Origin of the sequence: Oceanobacillus sp. FSL K6-0251 (assembly GCF_038004725.1) — a bacterium.
Lineage (GTDB): Bacteria > Bacillota > Bacilli > Bacillales > Amphibacillaceae > Oceanobacillus > Oceanobacillus oncorhynchi.
The window spans coordinates 3,521,689-3,539,454 of sequence record NZ_JBBORS010000001.1; the positions used below are offsets into that span (position 1 = coordinate 3,521,689).

General features: G+C 40.5%; 19 protein-coding genes. 3 read left to right on the top strand and 16 right to left on the bottom strand.

Annotation, left to right across the window (positions count from 1 at the left end):
* Positions 1-2: 2 nt before the first annotated feature.
* From MKY45_RS17520 to MKY45_RS17530, 3 genes are all read right to left on the bottom strand, one after another.
* On the bottom strand, positions 3-860 hold the full coding sequence (locus tag MKY45_RS17520; RefSeq protein WP_193063548.1) for an ABC transporter ATP-binding protein: 858 nt from the start codon (positions 858-860) through the stop codon (positions 3-5).
* Positions 850-1,227, bottom strand: a complete 378-nt coding sequence (locus MKY45_RS17525) for a GntR family transcriptional regulator (protein WP_042530501.1) — start codon at positions 1,225-1,227, stop codon at positions 850-852. The genes MKY45_RS17520 and MKY45_RS17525 overlap by 11 nt, the downstream gene beginning before the upstream one ends.
* 238 nt (positions 1,228-1,465) lie before the next feature.
* Complete coding sequence (locus MKY45_RS17530; protein ID WP_193063546.1) at positions 1,466-2,521, bottom strand: M42 family metallopeptidase; 1,056 nt, start codon at positions 2,519-2,521, stop codon at positions 1,466-1,468.
* Between the two features lie 334 nt (positions 2,522-2,855).
* Between MKY45_RS17530 and MKY45_RS17535 the strand changes: the two genes are divergently transcribed.
* Both MKY45_RS17535 and MKY45_RS17540 read left to right on the top strand, forming a co-directional pair.
* A complete protein-coding gene (locus MKY45_RS17535; RefSeq protein ID WP_341173152.1) occupies positions 2,856-3,437 on the top strand; it encodes a copper resistance CopC family protein in 582 nt (193 codons plus the stop codon).
* A 3-nt stretch (positions 3,438-3,440) separates the two neighbouring features.
* The gene (locus MKY45_RS17540) at positions 3,441-4,541 is read left to right on the top strand and encodes a copper resistance D family protein (protein WP_193063542.1); all 1,101 of its coding nucleotides are present in this window, start codon (positions 3,441-3,443) and stop codon (positions 4,539-4,541) included.
* 181 nt (positions 4,542-4,722) lie between these two features.
* Here MKY45_RS17540 and MKY45_RS17545 read toward each other — a convergent pair whose 3' ends face one another.
* The 8 genes from MKY45_RS17545 to rfbA form a co-directional block, all read right to left on the bottom strand.
* The gene (locus tag MKY45_RS17545; RefSeq protein WP_193063540.1) at positions 4,723-6,036 is read right to left on the bottom strand and encodes a PcsB-like coiled-coil domain-containing protein; all 1,314 of its coding nucleotides are present in this window, start codon (positions 6,034-6,036) and stop codon (positions 4,723-4,725) included.
* Between the two features lie 248 nt (positions 6,037-6,284).
* Positions 6,285-7,976, bottom strand: coding sequence for a DUF6044 family protein (locus MKY45_RS17550; RefSeq protein WP_256704964.1), 1,692 nt, complete (start codon positions 7,974-7,976; stop codon positions 6,285-6,287).
* Positions 7,939-9,069: a dTDP-4-amino-4,6-dideoxygalactose transaminase gene (gene rffA, locus MKY45_RS17555; protein ID WP_042530487.1), complete on the bottom strand. Its 1,131-nt coding sequence runs from the start codon at positions 9,067-9,069 to the stop codon at positions 7,939-7,941. The genes MKY45_RS17550 and rffA overlap by 38 nt, the downstream gene beginning before the upstream one ends.
* Positions 9,070-9,073: 4 nt before the next feature.
* The gene (locus MKY45_RS17560; RefSeq protein ID WP_042530485.1) at positions 9,074-9,430 is read right to left on the bottom strand and encodes an EamA family transporter; all 357 of its coding nucleotides are present in this window, start codon (positions 9,428-9,430) and stop codon (positions 9,074-9,076) included.
* 78 nt (positions 9,431-9,508) lie between these two features.
* The gene (locus tag MKY45_RS17565; protein WP_193063536.1) at positions 9,509-10,189 is read right to left on the bottom strand and encodes a GNAT family N-acetyltransferase; all 681 of its coding nucleotides are present in this window, start codon (positions 10,187-10,189) and stop codon (positions 9,509-9,511) included.
* On the bottom strand, positions 10,186-11,172 hold the full coding sequence (locus MKY45_RS17570; RefSeq protein ID WP_226894828.1) for a glycosyltransferase family 2 protein: 987 nt from the start codon (positions 11,170-11,172) through the stop codon (positions 10,186-10,188). The genes MKY45_RS17565 and MKY45_RS17570 overlap by 4 nt, the downstream gene beginning before the upstream one ends.
* Positions 11,148-12,176 carry a dTDP-glucose 4,6-dehydratase gene (gene rfbB / locus MKY45_RS17575; protein WP_193063532.1) on the bottom strand — a complete coding sequence of 343 codons (1,029 nt, stop codon included), beginning with the start codon at positions 12,174-12,176 and terminating at the stop codon, positions 11,148-11,150. The genes MKY45_RS17570 and rfbB overlap by 25 nt, the downstream gene beginning before the upstream one ends.
* Positions 12,169-13,101, bottom strand: coding sequence for a glucose-1-phosphate thymidylyltransferase RfbA (gene rfbA / locus MKY45_RS17580; protein WP_193063530.1), 933 nt, complete (start codon positions 13,099-13,101; stop codon positions 12,169-12,171). The genes rfbB and rfbA overlap by 8 nt, the downstream gene beginning before the upstream one ends.
* Before the next feature lie 345 nt (positions 13,102-13,446).
* Between rfbA and MKY45_RS17585 the strand changes: the two genes are divergently transcribed.
* Positions 13,447-13,728: a hypothetical protein gene (locus tag MKY45_RS17585; protein WP_341173153.1), complete on the top strand. Its 282-nt coding sequence runs from the start codon at positions 13,447-13,449 to the stop codon at positions 13,726-13,728.
* Positions 13,729-13,798: 70 nt separating this feature from the next.
* Here MKY45_RS17585 and MKY45_RS17590 read toward each other — a convergent pair whose 3' ends face one another.
* From MKY45_RS17590 to MKY45_RS17610, 5 genes are all read right to left on the bottom strand, one after another.
* Positions 13,799-14,092, bottom strand: a complete 294-nt coding sequence (locus MKY45_RS17590) for a hypothetical protein (RefSeq protein ID WP_341173154.1) — start codon at positions 14,090-14,092, stop codon at positions 13,799-13,801.
* Positions 14,093-14,175: 83 nt separating this feature from the next.
* On the bottom strand, positions 14,176-15,348 hold the full coding sequence (tnpB, locus tag MKY45_RS17595; protein WP_341173155.1) for an IS200/IS605 family element RNA-guided endonuclease TnpB: 1,173 nt from the start codon (positions 15,346-15,348) through the stop codon (positions 14,176-14,178).
* Between the two features lie 231 nt (positions 15,349-15,579).
* The gene (locus tag MKY45_RS17600) at positions 15,580-16,392 is read right to left on the bottom strand and encodes a formate/nitrite transporter family protein (protein WP_042530469.1); all 813 of its coding nucleotides are present in this window, start codon (positions 16,390-16,392) and stop codon (positions 15,580-15,582) included.
* Positions 16,389-16,877: a precorrin-2 dehydrogenase/sirohydrochlorin ferrochelatase family protein gene (locus MKY45_RS17605; protein WP_084612863.1), complete on the bottom strand. Its 489-nt coding sequence runs from the start codon at positions 16,875-16,877 to the stop codon at positions 16,389-16,391. Before MKY45_RS17605 ends, MKY45_RS17600 begins: the two co-directional genes overlap by 4 nt.
* Positions 16,795-17,586 (bottom strand): sirohydrochlorin chelatase, encoded by a 792-nt coding sequence (locus tag MKY45_RS17610; RefSeq protein WP_341173156.1) that lies wholly within the window; start codon positions 17,584-17,586, stop codon positions 16,795-16,797. The genes MKY45_RS17605 and MKY45_RS17610 overlap by 83 nt, the downstream gene beginning before the upstream one ends.
* Positions 17,587-17,766 lie beyond the last annotated feature (180 nt).

Consider the following 17,766-nt stretch of genomic DNA (forward strand, 5'->3'; position numbering starts at 1 on the left):
GATTAAGCCCCTTTCTTCTTCTCTGTTAAATGAATCATCAGCTCCTGCACCGGAACACCTTCCACTTCTAGACCGGCTTCTTCTGCTTCTTTCCTGCTGCCGAAAGCATATGCCATGGAGCTGCCTGCTAAATCCGTACGCTGGATAATATCCTTATCCACTAAATAAGCATCCACTTTATCCTTTGGTCCAGAAACAGCGACTGTCTTTGCCCGCAATTCTTCCGATCTTTCCTGGAGCACGACAGCACCCTTTTTAAGAATAATAACCTCTTCAAACATTAAACTGACTTCATCAATCAAATGCGTAGAAAAAATGATTGTCCGGGGGTTTTCCTGATAATCATCCAATAGGATGTCATAAAACATTTTACGGGAAGGAGCATCCATACCGATATAGGGCTCATCAAATACAGTGATAGGTGCTCTGCTTGCCAGACCGGTTGTAATTCCTAACGCAGACTCCATTCCTTTTGATAACGTCTTTACTTTTGCAGATTGCTTCAAATTAAACGTCTCTAATAATTCTTCCGCCATTTCCTGGTCCCAGTTCGGGTAAAAATAAGCAAAAATCTTCAATACTTGCTTTATCTTTAACTCTGGACTGAAATTATTCGCTTCTTTGATCAGACAGATGGATTCTGTGAGCCGCTGATTTTCAAATGGGTTCTCTCCATCAATGGTGATATCTCCCGAAGATGCTAACATTTGACCACTTAAAATATCCATGAAAGTCGTCTTTCCTGCTCCATTTCTGCCAAGCAGACCATAGATTTTATTTCCTTCCAAAGTAAAGGAAACCTGATCCAAAGCATGATTGTCACCATAGGTTTTACTTAATTGATTCACTTTAATTTCCATGTGCCTCATCCTCTCGATTAAGCATATTAATTAGTTCCTGTCTATCCATTTCCAGCTTCTCCGCTTCCCTTTTCATTGGAAGCAGGTAATTCTCATAAAATGTCTGCTTTCTTTTTTCAATCACAATGCTTTTCGCTTCCTCTGTCACAAACATGCCAACGCCCCGTTTCTTGATTAAAATACCTTCCAGGACAAGCTCATTGATTCCCTTGCCTGCTGTAGCCGGATTAATCTGATAAAATTTCGCAAATTCGTTGGTGGAAGGCGCCCTTTCTCCGCCATTCAATGAGCCATCGATAATGGAATCTTCAATTTGCTCTTTTATCTGCAGGAAAATCGGTTTGTTTTCATCTAATTCTTTTTTCATTAGCCTCATTCCTTAATTGGTTAATTACTTATGTAACTAACCCTATAACATAATCAGTATAAAGTCAACTTGTTTATTTAAAAATAATCTGCTTATATTCGTAGTGAAACCTTGTGTACAAAGGGTGATTTACACACTTTTATTTTTCATTTTGAATTGTACAGTTTTGTTAGAGAGGTCTATTTTTCACGCAAAAAAATAAGACCAGGTAAGGTACCCGGTCTTATTCTTCATTCCATTATTCCTCTGCCATTTCCGACTGCACATAATGATAAACCAAATTCTCCGTATGTTTAAGAGATAATTCGTGTGTGCGTTCGAACGCATGCGATGCATCAATTCCCGGTCCAATTAAGCCATGAACGACATCATATCCAGCTCGGATAGCTGCTGATGCATCGGATTGATAGTACGGATAAATATCTAATTGATATTCGATGCCGTTCGCCTTAGCAATTTCTGTAAGATGATTGCGCAGACCGTAATGGTACGGCCCGGAAGCATCCTTCACACAAATCGATACTGTATATTCATCGGTTCTCTGTCCGTCTCCGATAGCCCCCATATCAACCGCTAGGTATTCTACCGTTTCCGGCGGGATATTCGAATTGCCGCCATAGCCGATTTCTTCATTATTGGAAAAGAGAAAATGTGTTGTGTAAGGCAGCTCTGTCAGATCTGCTGCCAGCTTTTCAATCACGTTAATTAAGATTGCTGCACTTGCTTTATCATCCAAATGACGCGATTTAATAAAGCCGGATTCTGTTAATTCTACTCGCGGGTCAAAGGAAATAAAATCGCCTACTTCTATTCCCAATTTACGGGTGTCTTCTTCATTCTTCACCACTTCGTCAATACGCACTTCCATATTTTCCGTATCTCTTTTCAGTTCGCCTGCTTTTCGATACACATGGACAGCGGTTTGATGCATTAAAATCGTTCCCGTATATTTTTCTCCGCTCACGGTATGGATGGTACAATATTCCCCTTCCACAAAATTTAGCGGGAAGCCGCCGATGACTTGTATTTTCAGGCGGCCGTCTGCTTTGATTTCTTTAACAATGGCTCCTAGTGTGTCTACATGCGCTGTCAAGAAGCGATGTTTTGAAGTATCCTTCCCTGGCAGCGTTGCAATCAGACCGCCTTTATTGTTGCGTTTGGTTTGTACGTTACTTTTCGCTAATCGGTTTTCAATAAATTGAATGGCATCTTTAGTATAGCCGCTTGGACTTGCTATTTTCACTAAATCTTTAATTAGTGTTTTTGTTTCCTCTACATTGGGAAAACTACTCATTATATTACCTCCTCCAGGTTTTGAAATGAAGATGAACTTGTCTATTACAGTTTATCAGAAAACGCAGCGTTCGATAAAGCGCATCTCAACAGCTCATTTCACTTTCTTAGCGGCCTTACGCACAAGTCTTCAGGTGCGCACAAAATTACATTTATACCAAAATAGAAAAGCCTTCCTTTTATGTTTGCCTGGAAATTGCATTGTCATGAATTGTTCATAGTTCAAGGAAATGTTACTTTTTTGATTTGACTATACTTGTCTTACACTTTATTCTGCTATAAGCTTAAATCTGGAGAAATTATACTGAATTCAATAAATAGAAGGAGGAAAAACGATGAAAAAACTTACAGGGGCGTTCGTTTTTGTTGTCTTACTTTTCGCATTTAGTGCAAGTCCTGTCTTTGCACATACACATCTTGATACGTCTGATCCAGAGGAAGGCTCAACGGTAACAGATACGTTAGACGATATTACGCTATATTTTGAAACAGTGATTGAAGATAGTGCTGTGATGGAGCTTCATGCTGAGGACGGCACAGAAATCGCGCTTGATAATCTGACTGTCAATGAAGATGAGTTTTCTGCTGATGTCACGGAGCCTTTAGAAAATGGAACATATACCCTCAGCTGGGATATTATCGGTGTAGATGGTCATCCAATGGAAGACTCTATTTCATTCGAAGTGGACATAGAGGAATCTGCCGTTGAGGAAGAGGAAGACACCAATACTGCGGAAGATGAAGAGAATACAGCGGATACACCCGAAGAGCAGGCTGATGAAAATGAAGCAGCCGCAGAAAATAATGTGCAGGAAGAAGCTGCAGATGATACGAATTCCAATACCTTGCTAATTGCTGTGCTGGTTATTGCTATTGTCGCTGTCATCGCCATTGTACTACTAAAAAGGAAGAAATAATGTATGTTTTATGTAACCATTTTTACAGAAACGTTCTTATATCTTTGCCTTGCATTTTTAGCGGGAAGCTTTCTGATTCGACTGCTTCCTGCCACTTCTCATATCAGGGTTAACATATCTTCCAATCTGCAGCTTGCTGCAGTCTGGGGGATTGCTTTATTTGCATTTGTCCCTCTTATCCAGTTAATAACTCATATCGCAGGCCGTTCTACCTTAGGCTCCGCGTTTGAAGATGTTCTATTATCCTTTCGAATTGGAAATGCATGGCTATTCTTATTTATTATTTGTATTCTTTTCAGTGTTTATATTGCTTATATCAAAAATACAGACAGTAAACAGGCAGCTTGGGTCGGAATGGTGTTCACAGGCTTTGCGGCATTTGGAGTCGGCTGGGCAAGCCACGCAGGTTCTTTCGAGGGATTTCTTGGCGTCTTCACACATGGCGTACACATGCTGGCAGTCAGCGCGTGGATTGGAACGCTGTTGATGGCCTCGTGGTTTGTACCAAAGTCTATGGATTGGCAGCGTTTTGTCACCAGCTACCATCCCTTTGCACTTATCTGTTTTGTCATTGTTGTCTTAAGCGGTATTTTATTAGCCCAATTCACCGTGGATTTCAGACAGTATGATGAAGCCCTGCTCGTTTCTTACGGCCAAAGTTTATTCTTAAAACAATTATTTATCATTCCATTAGTCATATACGCTATCTTTAACGGGATTTGGATGAAACGGCGTTTACAGGCCGATGCAAGCCTTCAGGCAAGACCTTGGATACGTGTAGAGTTCTTTATTATTTTATTTATCCTGCTGCTGACAGGCATCATGAATGAGCAATCACCGCCGCTTTACATGGAAAGCCTTATCGAACATAGCGGTTACGCTCCTATTTTAAATATGTTTTATGATGGAACCATGGATGGCGCAGCAATTAGCTTAGCTTTAGACGGCTCTGTTTTCTTCTTTATTGCCTTAGCACTTGCTTGTATTGCCGGCAGTATCTATATTTTTAAAGCTAAAAAACACCCGGCGCTTTCTTGGCTGACCTCGCTGCTCTTTGTCGTCATGGGATACTTTGCTTTTATTCAAAGCATTGTAATCAACTGATTGTCTTTTATTAAACTGAAAAAAGTCTCAAAATGGATAGAAGTGCATTTTGCGACTTTTTTTGATGATAAAAATTTACCTAGATGCAGGTTCTTATTAAAAGTACTCTGACTGCTGATATATCCCTAACAAAAACGCATGTGTTCCAAATAGTATTCAGAACACATGCGTTATATTTACATTATCTCAGTATCGTAACTTTTACATCTTTTCTTCCCCAGCTGAGTGCTTGAGATTGATCCGATACGAATACATCAATTTTATTTCCATTGATTGCTCCGCCGGTATCACGTGCTACAGCTACACCATAGCCTTCCACCTCTACCACACTGCCAAGCGGAATAACGCTAGGGTCAACAGCGATTACTTTTGCACCTGGATTGTTCTTTAAATTAAATCCAGTTGTTGTAATGCCGGTACATCCGCTGCAATCAGCTGTATAAGCTGTTGATGAAACGGTAAATGTTTTACCTGAGCTTTCTTCCTTACTTGAACTCTCTTCTTTTTCTGCAGAATCTTCTTTCGGCTTAGAAGTCTCTTCCTTCGATTCTTCTTTCTTTTCAGGCTCTTCTTTTTCTGCAGGAGCCTCTTCTTCTTCCGGGTCATTTGTGATTGTTTTTGATGCTACACTTGTCTCTTTTTCTTGATGGACTTTAGTTTCTTCTTCCTCTGCTGCTTCCGCTTCTTTAGCTGCTTTTTCTTCTGCGGCTGCGAGCTTAGCCGCTTCCTCTTCTTTTGCTTTTTCTTCCGCCGCAGCAATTTCTGCTTGCGTATCCGCTTCTAAAGAGGCTAATTGGGAATCTGTGATTTCCAGTTCATCTACAAGCGCTTCTAGGTCTGCCTGCTTCGTTTCCAGTTCATCCTTTTGTGCATTGCTGTCAGCAAGTGCAACTTCTACGTTATCTTTTGCAGCGCTTTGCTCTTCTTTTAAGTCATTCAAAGCATTCATTTTTTCAGTTTCTTCTTTTTGCTTGTCTTCTAAAGAAGCAATATCTGTTTCCTGCTGTTCAATTAACTTCGCATCGGAATCTGCTATTTTATTCACTGCATTTGCGCGTGAAATAAAATCTTCAAAGCTCTGTGCGCCGAAGAGAACTTCCAGATAATTGATGTCTCCGCCGGATTGCTGAACAGATACCATCCGCTCTTGTAATAGTTCAAAACGTTCCTCTATCTTTTGTTCAAGCTCTTGCATTTCATCTTCTAAAACAACAATATCGTCTAATAAAGCATCAATCTGTTGATCTGTTTCATCAATCTCCTGCTGCTTTGCTTCTAATTCATTTTCAGTACTTGCGATCTCACTCTTTAACTGCTCCAGTTCTTCTAATACGGAAGCAATCTGTTGTTCAGAATCAGATAACTCTGTTTTAACATCTGAACGCTGATCGCGAATTTCTTCAAGATCATCAGCAGTTTCTGCTTGAACTGGTATAATACTTGAACTCATGAAACCAACTATCATTACTATCGCTAGCAAAAATGATTTCTTCAATTCTACTCCCCCTGTTCCTGCATCACTACTACATAGCTCTCTCTCTGTAAAAGGACATTGATCCTTTTGCTATTATGCAGCTTTGTGAATCATAGGATAAATTTAACACTATATAAATTCCTAATGAAGTGTAACATCTACAGATTGCAGAAAGGTTATAGAAATATTACAGTTTTGTATCGCCGGAAGCTGGTTTTCACCTTAAAGCCTGTCATACGAATGCTTATGGGTGTAATATTACATTCTAATTACAATACAGAATATAAATGAATTTCCCATGGTGAATCCTGGTCTTCAAATGTTTCCTCCAACGATAATCCAATATCTTCCGCATTTTCAATCGGGACAGCAGACAGGATGTAATCTCCTCCCAGATCCTTCAGTGCGTCTGTATCAATAGCCAAGTCCTGAATCGGTTCATTTTTGTTTCTAGTATACATATAATCCTTTCCATGCTCGGCTACATACATGTACAGCCTTCCGCCCCATGTATCAAAATAGTGTTCTAATGTCGGACTCTTATCCAGCTCTCCGGCAATTACTTCGCGAAAACGATGCTTATAATCCAGCGGGAAGCTATTGTTATACGTATCCAACGTGTAGAAGCCATTAAATTGAGCGATGGTCGGATGTAATCCGATGCTGACCACGCGGTAATCACTCGGATCTTCTCCAATATAATCTTGAATCGATGTAAACAGGTCCTCTGAATAAAACTCTTTAAAGGTCGGTGTGTTTACTTCCCGGTACTTAAACTCTTCTGACTGCCCGAAAAGCAGTATACTCTGCCAGATAATCAGGACGGCAACAAGAACCTTCCCGACTTTTTTCAGCTGCCACAAAATAAGTAAGGCTAGTGCAAAGGCAATATACCAGATTGGCGGATCCATAAAATGAATCCGTGCAAAATTAAATGTATTCAAAACAGAAATGCTCTCTTTTAATGGCTGCCAGCCTTCCCAATACCAGAAAGCGTACCAGAAGGAGAGGGCTAAATTAATCAAAAACAGGGTGAAGAGCCATTTTGGCTGCCTGTTTTTAAATAAGGCAAGCAAGATAGCTATTAAAATAACCGGAATAATAATATAAGCCTGTACGGCCTCGTCATGGGTGTGCCCATATAAAAAATTCTCCCATGCTAATTCATAGCTTCGTTCAAAGGTATTTCCGCTTAACTCCAGCTCCTCCCGGTGAGAAGTAAAGCTGTCATCGAAAAACATGGAGGTAATCAATAAATAATCCTTCATCACAAAGATACCTGCCATGATGGCAATGGCAGCAAAAAAAGCACCATTCCATTTTTTATTGCGAATCCAGTCAATCAGCCACAGCAAGCCAATAACTGCTAAAAAGAAAACAAAGCTGAGGACAAAATTAGCAAAAAACGGAATCAGGCATAGCAGTATCCATGTATGCTTCGGCGCCTCTGTCCGGTATTTGCGAATCATTAAAAAGACATATAAAGCAAGCGGCATCCCTGCAATGGAAAGAACTCCCGAAGGCCAGTAAGGAAGCATCGCAAAAGCAAGCGAAACGCCTACCGTTATCCAAGGTGTTGTCTCTTTTTTCACAATAAAACGCGTTAATAATAAATACATGCCAAAAAACGCTGCAAAGCGCATAATAGTCTGGCTGATGGTATAGGCTGTAATTGGTTCAAACAGTACATAGAGCCAAAGCGCCGCATCAAAAGCAGACGGCAATGCACTTCTCGGCAATCCGTCAATCGCATACGGCAGCGGCACGTCTGTTAACGTGAAAATAGACCCGCTCTCTGCAAGTACTTTATACCAGACAATATTAGAGTCCATGTTGTCATGGACTCTAATATGTACATCTTCTCCATAAATCACATAAGGAGATAAGTAGGCAAGCAAAACAAGGCAGCCCACCCATATCCATTTATTGTGCATAAAATTGCTGAATGCTTTGAATGACATATGCTACATCCCCTTTACTTATCCCATAGTAAAGTGGTAATCGTATCAAACGTTCACTTTCTATCGTTGTATATCTGTCTTCTCCAGAGAAGACGCCGCATGCTTTTCCTGCGACAGATGAATGCAGCGGGACATAGTGCGTTGCTGTCATAATACCAAGCTGCTTTAAATAACGGATCAATTGACTCCGCACTTCTATATTTCTTGTTTTAATAAAGAATATGTGTCCATTGAAGGCTCTACCTTCTGGAATATAAGGAAGCTCTATCTTTCCTGCATCTGCAAGATCAGCCAATCCTTCTTTATACATTTGCCAGGTTCCGAGACGATTATCATTTATTTCCTTCGCATGCTCCAGCTGTACAGACAGATAAGCTGCATTCAGCTCGCTGAGCAGATACGAGGAACCAATGTCTCTCCAAGAATATTTATCCACTTCTCCACGGATAAACTGTGAACGGTCCGTCCCTTTCTCTTGAATCATCTCCGCACGCTCAACGAGAGAAGGATCATTAATATATAATGCCCCTCCCTCCCCGCAAACATAATTTTTGGTTTCATGAAAGCTGATCGTTCCCATGTGGCCAATCGTTCCCAATGCTTTTCCTTTATAAAAGCTCATTAATCCTTGTGCAGCATCTTCGACCACCCATAGGTTATGTTTCTCTGCAAGCTCCATAATCCGGTCCATATCACAGGATACGCCGGCGTAATGAACGACCACGATGACTTTTGTCTTTTCGGTAATTGCCGCTGCAATTTGTTCCGGGTCGACATTCATTGTCCTTGGTTCGACATCTGCAAAGACAATGTTCGCGCCTCGGAGGGCAAATGCATTTGCTGTCGAAACAAAGGTGTATGAAGGCATAATGACTTCATCTCCTTCTCCAACCTCTGTGAGCAGCGCAGTCATTTCCAGTGCCGCTGTGCAGGATGGAGTAAGCATGACTTTTTTCACGCCCATATTTTCTTCCATCCATTGCACACACTTTTTCCCGTAAGGGCCGTTTCCTGATAATTTCTTTCCTGCGATGGCATCTTTGATTGCTGTATTTTCTTTTCCTATATAACATGGTACATTGAATGGTATCATGGTATCACCTCATTATCAGAATACCTGCTACTACAAAAGCAAAGCCGATGATTTTCTGTGTACTGATTGGTTCTCCAAATAAAAAAACCGAGAATATAAAAACAAGAATAAAAGAAAGACTCATAAATGGATAGGCATAGCTGATATCAAATTTAGTCATCGCAGCCATCCAGCTTAATGCCGCTAAGAAAGCAGCAATAAAACCGGAGAGTATCCAGGGGTTCCAGACAAGCTGAAATAAAAATAGAAATTTATCAAAGAGCCCATCCGGCAATTCCCCTTGCCGATCCATTGTCCACTTAATAATTAATTGTCCATAAACGGTAAACAAAACGGTTCCAGCAATATAAAAATAACCCAAACCTCTCTCCCCCTGACATTCCTTTGTATACTTCTACCGCGATACAAAATAAATGGATATGTGTTTAATAGTATCTGTTTAATAGAAGGAACCGTTCACCTTATGATAAATATCCTTCCCAGCCCGCAACCGGAATCCTAAGCCGATGAAAACATTTAATGACGCCGGATTGCTGGGTGAAATCGATGTAACCAGCTGCTCCCTGCCAGTACGCTCAAATTGCTCTTTGACGCATGCAGAAGTAAAAGGTTTAGCAAATCCCTGTCCGCGAATGTCCTTATGCATTGCTAAAAGCAATACATTTTCTTCCTGATAAGCAAAGAATCCTTTCACACGGCCATCCTGCTTATAAGCAAGAATCAGCTCCTGATCAATCAAGTCCTTTACCCAATTTCGGTAGCGGAGATCGGCCATTTCATTCGGAACATGAAAATCACGGTGATACCTGCCGCCTTGAAATGCTTCTTCGGCAATCGTTAAAATGTCAGCTGCATCATAATTTTCATGGAAGGTAACATCTCCAGCTTCTTCTTCTAAAAATTTATTGCGGTAACAATAGGGCTCCATTAATGTATCTGCATAATAAAAACCATATTTGTGAAGCAATGCCTTATCAGCCAGCGGATCTACTTTAACGGTAAAATGCCCCTCGACATCTGCTGCAGCCTGCAGCGCAGCTTCACTATATTCGGTTAATTGAAAGGTATCAAGCGGGAAATTCCGGCTGTCCCAAGGCGTCGGCTTTAAATATTCACTCATTTTCCTCTTCCTCCCTGTTTCACTTCTAACGTTTCATTTTTTTGGATTTCCCCTTTTATGTCCTTAATTAAATAAATAGGACGGTTCTTCGCTTCGTTGAAAATTTTCCCAAGGTAGAGACCAATAATTCCAAGCTGGAAGAATAGTAAACCGCCAATAAAAAAGATGGACACCATCACACTGGTCCAGCCTTGAACAGGCTCATCCAAAAAGAAATAGCGGGAAAATAAATACAGCGCATAGATAAACGAAGCGAATGCCATCAGAAAGCCTACACCAATCGAAAGCCGGAGCGGTTTATTCGATTGGGAGACAATCGCATCTGTTGCTAAAGCGAATAATTTTTTCAATTGATAGGAGGACTTTCCTTCTTTTCTGGCATCATGCTGTACTTCTATTTTTGTCTGCTGATATCCCATCCATTGAATAAAGAAAGGAAAATAACGATTTTGCTCGCGCAGCTTACGAAAGCTCTCCACTACTTTTTTTCGGGATATACTGAAATTGGCGATTGTTGCATCTGTCTTCTTCCCGGTAAAATAATCATAGACTTTATAGAAGGCTTTTGATGTGAGTTTTTTTACATTCTTATCCTGCCTTTGCATGCGCTGTGCAAAGACAACATCATAGCCGTCCTGGGCCCGTTCGTACAGCGAAGCAATTTCTTCCGGCCGGTCCTGCAAATCACAATCCATCACAACCACCCAGTCTCCTGAGGTAAAGTCAAGACCTGCCGTGATGGCATGATGCTGTCCAAAATTACGGGACAAATTAATTCCTTTTATTTTTTTATCTTTCTGATGAAGCTTAAGCATTGTTTCCCAGGCATGGTCCGGGCTCGCATCATTTACCATAATGATTTCATAATCTGCCGGAATGGACTGGATAGTTTGAATAATGCGTTCTGCGAGCTCGACAAGGCAGCGTTCACAGCCATAGACCGGGACAACAACTGAAATCAAATCGGTATGTTTGTTTTCCATTTTGCTACATACCATTCCACAGTTTTTCTCAGTCCATCCTCTAAATCAACTTGCGGCTGCCAGCCTAGTTCCCTTTGAATTTTACTTGCATCGATGGCGTATCTCTTATCATGTCCTTTTCGATCCGTCACAAAGGTAATCAAATCAGAAAAATGCGCTAAACGATACTTTTGCAGTAAATCTGGTCTTTGCTCGTCTAATAAATAACAAACGGCATTGGTGATGGTGATATTTTCCTGTTCATTATTTCCGCCGACATTATAGGTTTCCATCGTTTTACCCTGATGATAAACCATATCGATTGCTCGGCAGTGGTCCTCAACAAACAGCCAGTCACGGATATTCTTCCCATCCCCGTAAATCGGTATCGGCTCATTTGCCAAAGCCTGCCGGATAATCGTAGGCAGAAGCTTCTCATCATGCTGTCTTGGTCCATAATTATTCGAGCAGGAGGAAATAATCACATTCATCCCATACGTATGACCAAAGCTTTTTACTAAAAAGTTCGCTCCAGCTTTCGATGCGCTGTATGGATTTCTTGGGTCATAGGGCGTGTCCTCTGTAAATTTTCCAGATTCACCTAATGAGCCATAAATTTCATCCGTGGATATGTGATGAAATCTGCGCTCACCAAGCTCTCCTTTTTCCTCCCAATCTGCTCTCGCCGCCTGCAAAAGATTCAACGTACCAACGACATTTGTATCGATGAACGGGCTCGCATCATGAATCGAACGGTCTACATGGGATTCTGCAGCAAAATGAATAACCCCTTCAATATCATACTCTTTGAAAATCGCTGCTACGGTTTTCATATCTGCAATATCGCCATGAATAAATTGATAATTCCCGTTATTCTCGACTTCAGTTAAATTAGCTAAAGAGCCGGCATAGGTTAGCTTATCTACATTAATCAATTGCTGATCAGGATATTTCTGCTGGTAATAGTCGATGAAGTTGGAGCCGATAAAGCCAGCTCCGCCAGTAATTAAGATAGCCCTACTCATTTTCAACCAGTCCTAACATCGGATGATGGTCGATGGTATCCCAGTATTGCTGGCTATGCTTGCGATTGGCAATTTCTATTAAATATTGCCCATAATCGGTTTTTTCCATCGACTTTCCTTTTTCATATAATACATCTCTTGATATATATCCCAGATAGAAAGCAATCTCTTCCAGGCAGGCAATTTTAAATCCTTGGCGCTGCTGGGTCGTTTTGATAAATTCCGCTGCATCAAACAACGACTCCTGGGTGCCTGTATCCATCCACGCAAAGCCTCTGCCTAACAGCTCTACATGAAGCTGATTCCATTTTAAATATTCTTTATTTAAGTCGGTAATTTCTAATTCCCCTCGTTCTGAAGGTTTGAGCTTTTTAGCAATCTTCACTGCTCTGGAATCATATATATACAGCCCTGTTACGGCAAAGTCTGATTTTGGATCATCTGGTTTTTCCTCAATCGAAATTGCTTTTTGATGATGATCAAATTCAACCACACCAAAGCGCTCGGGGTCTTTAACCCGATATCCAAATACAGTCGCATGCTGATGGTTCTTTATCGCATTCCGCAATAAGGTGGTAAACCCTTGGCCATAGAAAATATTATCCGCAAGAATCAGCGTAACATTATCCTTTCCGATGAATTCTTCAGCAAGAATAAAGGCTTCAGGAATTCCTTTTGGTTCAGCCTGTTCTTTATAGACAATTTGAATACCTAATGCCGATCCGTCTCCCAGTAATGTCTCGAAACGAGCAATATCTTCTGGTGTACTAATAATCATCACTTCTTTAATACCACCCAGCATCAAGACAGATAGCGGATAATAAATCATCGGCTTGTCATAAACAGGCAGCAGGTGCTTATTCATACTATCTGTACTCGGAGACAGACGTGTTCCACTTCCTCCAGCCAGAATAATTCCTTTCATGATACACACCCTCCATCAAAATATATTTTTATTGTTTTTAAAACATAGGTCTTGTTATTATCTACATTATTCCTTTAAAGACCGTTTTGTAAACTTACATTCTTGTTTCAAATTTATTTCGTGAATAGAAAAGCTGTTGCAGATTTACCATGAAATTGCCACAATTGTATAGAAACAGGAAATGATGCGGATTTATTTTATCGCAGGTGCCTGTTTTTAATATAATAAACCATCTCTATGTTTGCTAAAAATGTGTATGCGAATAATTTAAAACGCACTATTACAAACAGAAATCTGTTAGAGTAATAGCTAAAATAGAAATAGATTAAGTAAGGAAGATTTTAAATGAACAGACAGCAATTAGAGAAAAACATATACAAATATGCCTCTGAGTTACTTACGGAGAAAGGTTATGTCAGTCCAATCGATGTTTTGATGAAAATGGAGAAATTATCAAAGAAGCAAGCTGAGGGTTGGCACTTTAAACGGATTCCTTATTTGGAAAAATGCGGCTATCCCATGCCAAAAAAGCGATATCCTGCTTTAAGAAACTCACAAACGATGAGAGAAAAACAATCGAATTATAGATGGATAGAAAATGACGCAGCCTATGGATTGTACACATAAGCTGCGTCTCTTTGTATTACATTTACCTGCCTATCGTTGAACGCTATCTTTCTCTTTTGCGATACATTTCCTAATATCCATTCGCCTGCAAATGCATGCCTTCATGAAAAATCGTCCGTATTAAAACCTGTTCTATTGTATAATTCCCCATATCAATCGGTGCAAATTGCTCTGTCAACCGGTGCTGATACTGCTTTTTAATCACATTGGGCTGGTCTCTCAGCAAATTCTTCAAGGCTTCAAAAGCTGGTGTTTCTGATGTAAAGTCTTTTGGCGATGTACCAAACCCAAACCATTGATTAAAATATTTCGTTGCTTCGGAGGTTTCTTGAGTCAATGCTTCTATCCAAAGAAATTGATCCAATTGAACTACCCCCACTTATCAACCTTATAGGCTGCTTGAAGTAGGAGATTCCTAAGAACACCAACCCATTGGTCAGTTATGGATTAGGCTAGCCCCGCAGTCCCTGCGGTTATTCGTAATGCTTCTTTACGAAGATTCCTGCTTGCGTTAATATCTCTTTGATGATGGCATTGACAGCTATCACACGTCCATGCACGCAAAGCAAGGTTTTTAACGTCTTTGTTTTGGTGTCCACAATGAGAACATAACTGACTGGATGGATAGCTTTTCGAAACTACAACAACCTGCTTTCCATACCAGGCCGCTTTATATTCCAGCATCGTTCGGAACGTTGACCAGGATACATCGCTAATCGCTTTCGCAAGATTATGATTTTTCAACATGTTTATCACAGACAAATCTTCTATTCCGATGATATCGTGGTTTTTGATTATCTCGGTGGAGATTTTATCTAACATGTCTTTTCTTTTATTAGCAATTTTTTCGTGAAGCCGGGCTACTTTTCGTTTTTGTTTCTGCCAATTCGACGAGCCCACCTGTCGCCTTGAAAGAATCACCTGCGCTTTTGCCAGCTTTTTTTCTAATGTCCGGAAAAACCTTGGATTTTCATACACCGTCCCATCGGAAAGGGTTGCAAAATCGGTTAATCCGACATCGACGCCTACAGAGGAACCTGTTTTTTCATAGTGCTTAACTTCCGTTTCCGCCACAATCGAAACAAAGTATTTTCCTGATGCGTTGCGCCTAACTGTTACATTGATAATACGCCCTTCCACTTCCCGACTTTTGGCAAAACGGACAAGCCCGAGTTTGGGCAGTTTGATATGTTTATCCAATACAGCAATATTTCCATTGACATGTTTGGTTGTATACGATTGAATAGGGTTCTTCTTTGATTTAAAACGAGGAGCCTTGTTCTGTTTCTTGTAATAACGTGTATAGGAATCATTCACGTTTTCAACAGCTTTTTGAAGGGCAATACTATCGACTTCTTTGAGGAAGGGATAGGTTTTCTTCAATTCTGGAACCGCTTTGATTGCCTTATTTTTATTGAAAAATTCGCTCTTCCAATTATTTTGAAGAAGCTGTCCGTTTTGTACCATTTCATTCACCGTATGCCAATAGTGGTCTTTTTCTTTTTGTTTTCCTGTAAAATAGTTGTAGACAAAGCGGGAGCAGCCGATTGTCTTATGGATGAAGGTGATTTGTTTTTTGTTCGGATAGATACGAAAACGAAATGCTTTTTTTACTTTCATGGCTTCTTACCTCCTCCTGTCTATTATATCAGAAGAAGGATATTTTTGGAACGTTTGTTCGATTCGATGTTGAACAATTGAGACACTCTAAAGCAAGCTTTTGTGCATAGGAAATTCACCTCCCCCTTACCTCTACGCACTTGAAGAGGGAGTTTTCCCTCCTTTTTTTGATAAATAAAAGGCATGACGCTCATCTCTTAAAGAGCAACATACCTTTTATTCAACATCTATCTATGCTTCCCTCTTGTATTTCTTATCCGCAGCTGACTGCAAAGTTGATTTTTTCTCTGTTATTCCATACCAATAAGCTGCACCAATGAAAACTGCCCCGCCGACAAGATTTCCAAGGGATACCGGAATCAAGTTAGCAGCAAGACCTGCAAAAGTAATTGTTTCCGGATGCGGGATCATTAAAGCAGTTGACAGCACAGTCATATTTGCCACACTATGCTCAAAGCCAGATGTGATAAAAGCGAATAAACACCAGAAAATCATGATGAGCTTTGCTGTTTCATCCTTTAATTTAACAGAGCACCAGACGGCCAGACAGACCAGAATATTACAGAGAATCCCGCGAACAAACAGCTCCATAAATGGTCCGCTCATCTTGGCGCTTGCAGAGGAAATAATGAAATCTGCCGTTCCTCCCGTAGCCAATCCCGAATAAAAGAATAATCCAGCTACAACAATAGACCCGGCAAAGTTGCCAAAATAACTGAATACCCATATCCGCAGCACATCTAAAACCCTTGTTTTCTTTGTTAAAAAGCCAATTGTCATTATCATATTATTTCCCGTAAACAAGTCAGATCCGGCCATAATGACCAGACTCAAAGCAATCCCAAAGGAAACACCCATGACAATCGATGTTCCGGCAAACTCTGTCGGAGCAAGCATCCCGCCGATAGTAAAAATTAAAATAATTCCTAGACCGACAAAAAATCCTGCCAGCATCGTCATGATGAGATATTTGCTTTTACTATGATTCAATTGTTTTACCTTGGAAACAGCTGTGTTACTGAAAGTGGTTATGGTCTCCATCATTTTTTGTTCCTCCTCTTTGCATCCCATTCTATCGCATTCTCAGTCCTACTTCTATCCTGTTTTTCCAGCTTCTCTTTCAACTCTTTGGTAAGTACCAGGCCGGCGTCAGATGTTGAAAGTGCCACTGTCAATTTTTCCTGACTGAGTCCTGCTAAAGCAATAAAATTAGATAGCTCATTTTGACTTGTATCATGGACCCACTGGTTATCTGCCGCACATCGGCAAACATACGCGTTGACTGCTTGATTATCCGTTGCCGCAAAAATGAGATGTGCATTTTTTATGTCTTGTGCTTCAAATTTTTTCTGCTTCCAGACCACATCATGCATTTTAAATAGCTCCTCCCGTATCCCCGGACTGATTACGGTGATTTTGGCTCCTGTTCCTGCCAGTTCTTTTGCCTTACGCAGAGCTGTCTCCCCGCCCCCGATAATTGCCACCCTTTTTCTGTCGAGGTTCATCATCACCGGATACATCTTCTCCATCACACGCTTCCTCCATTCGCTTGATTAACGTTTTTTTCATCAGCTCATCAAATTCTAAGTTTGGGCAAATAACAAAAGTATCCTTTGAAGAGAAAACAATCTGTTCTATTTTTTCAAGCTGCAGACCAGTAAATAACAAATATGGCATCACATAAACTTTTTTATATCGATAAGGAAGAAATTCCAATGTTTCTTCCAGGCTGGGTTTCCCCAGCTGCAGGAATGCTGTATACACCGGAATATCCAATTTCTGCTCAACGCTCTTTCCAATCTGCTGCAGCTCTTGAATAGGCCTGAGATGACTGCTCCCGCCGCCAACAAGCATAATTGCTGTATCCTTTTCATTTTTTTCAGCTTCGATACGTTTCACCACAAGATCAACCATATATGGATGCGTTCCAAACGGCTCCGAGATTTCAAACGAAATAAAGGGATATTTCCTTTGAACCGCACGCAGCTCCTCCGGAATATCCAATTGGTGTTGAATTGCTGAAAAAAGAAGAACAGGCACAATCAAAAACCGCTTTGCCCCATCAGCAATTAACTTTTTCATTGTCTCTGCAATGGTCGGAGCGATTAATTCCAAAAAAGCTATTTCCTGGTTTGGAGAAGCAACCTCCTCCTTCACAGATTCAATAAATCTCTTAAACTGAGCTTCTCCTTCTTCACAACGGCTTCCATGACCAATATAAACCACTGCATCAAACATGTGTATCCCTCCCATTTATTCGATTTATTTTTGGCTGTATCCGCTTCTCCAGTTTTATAGAATCTTTGTTACATCATGTATTCTAATATTCTCACATTTATCAACCTGCTTTTTAGCAGCGATTACACGTCCCGCCAAGATCATTTCGCTTATTCCTTACATTCTTTATACATTATTAAA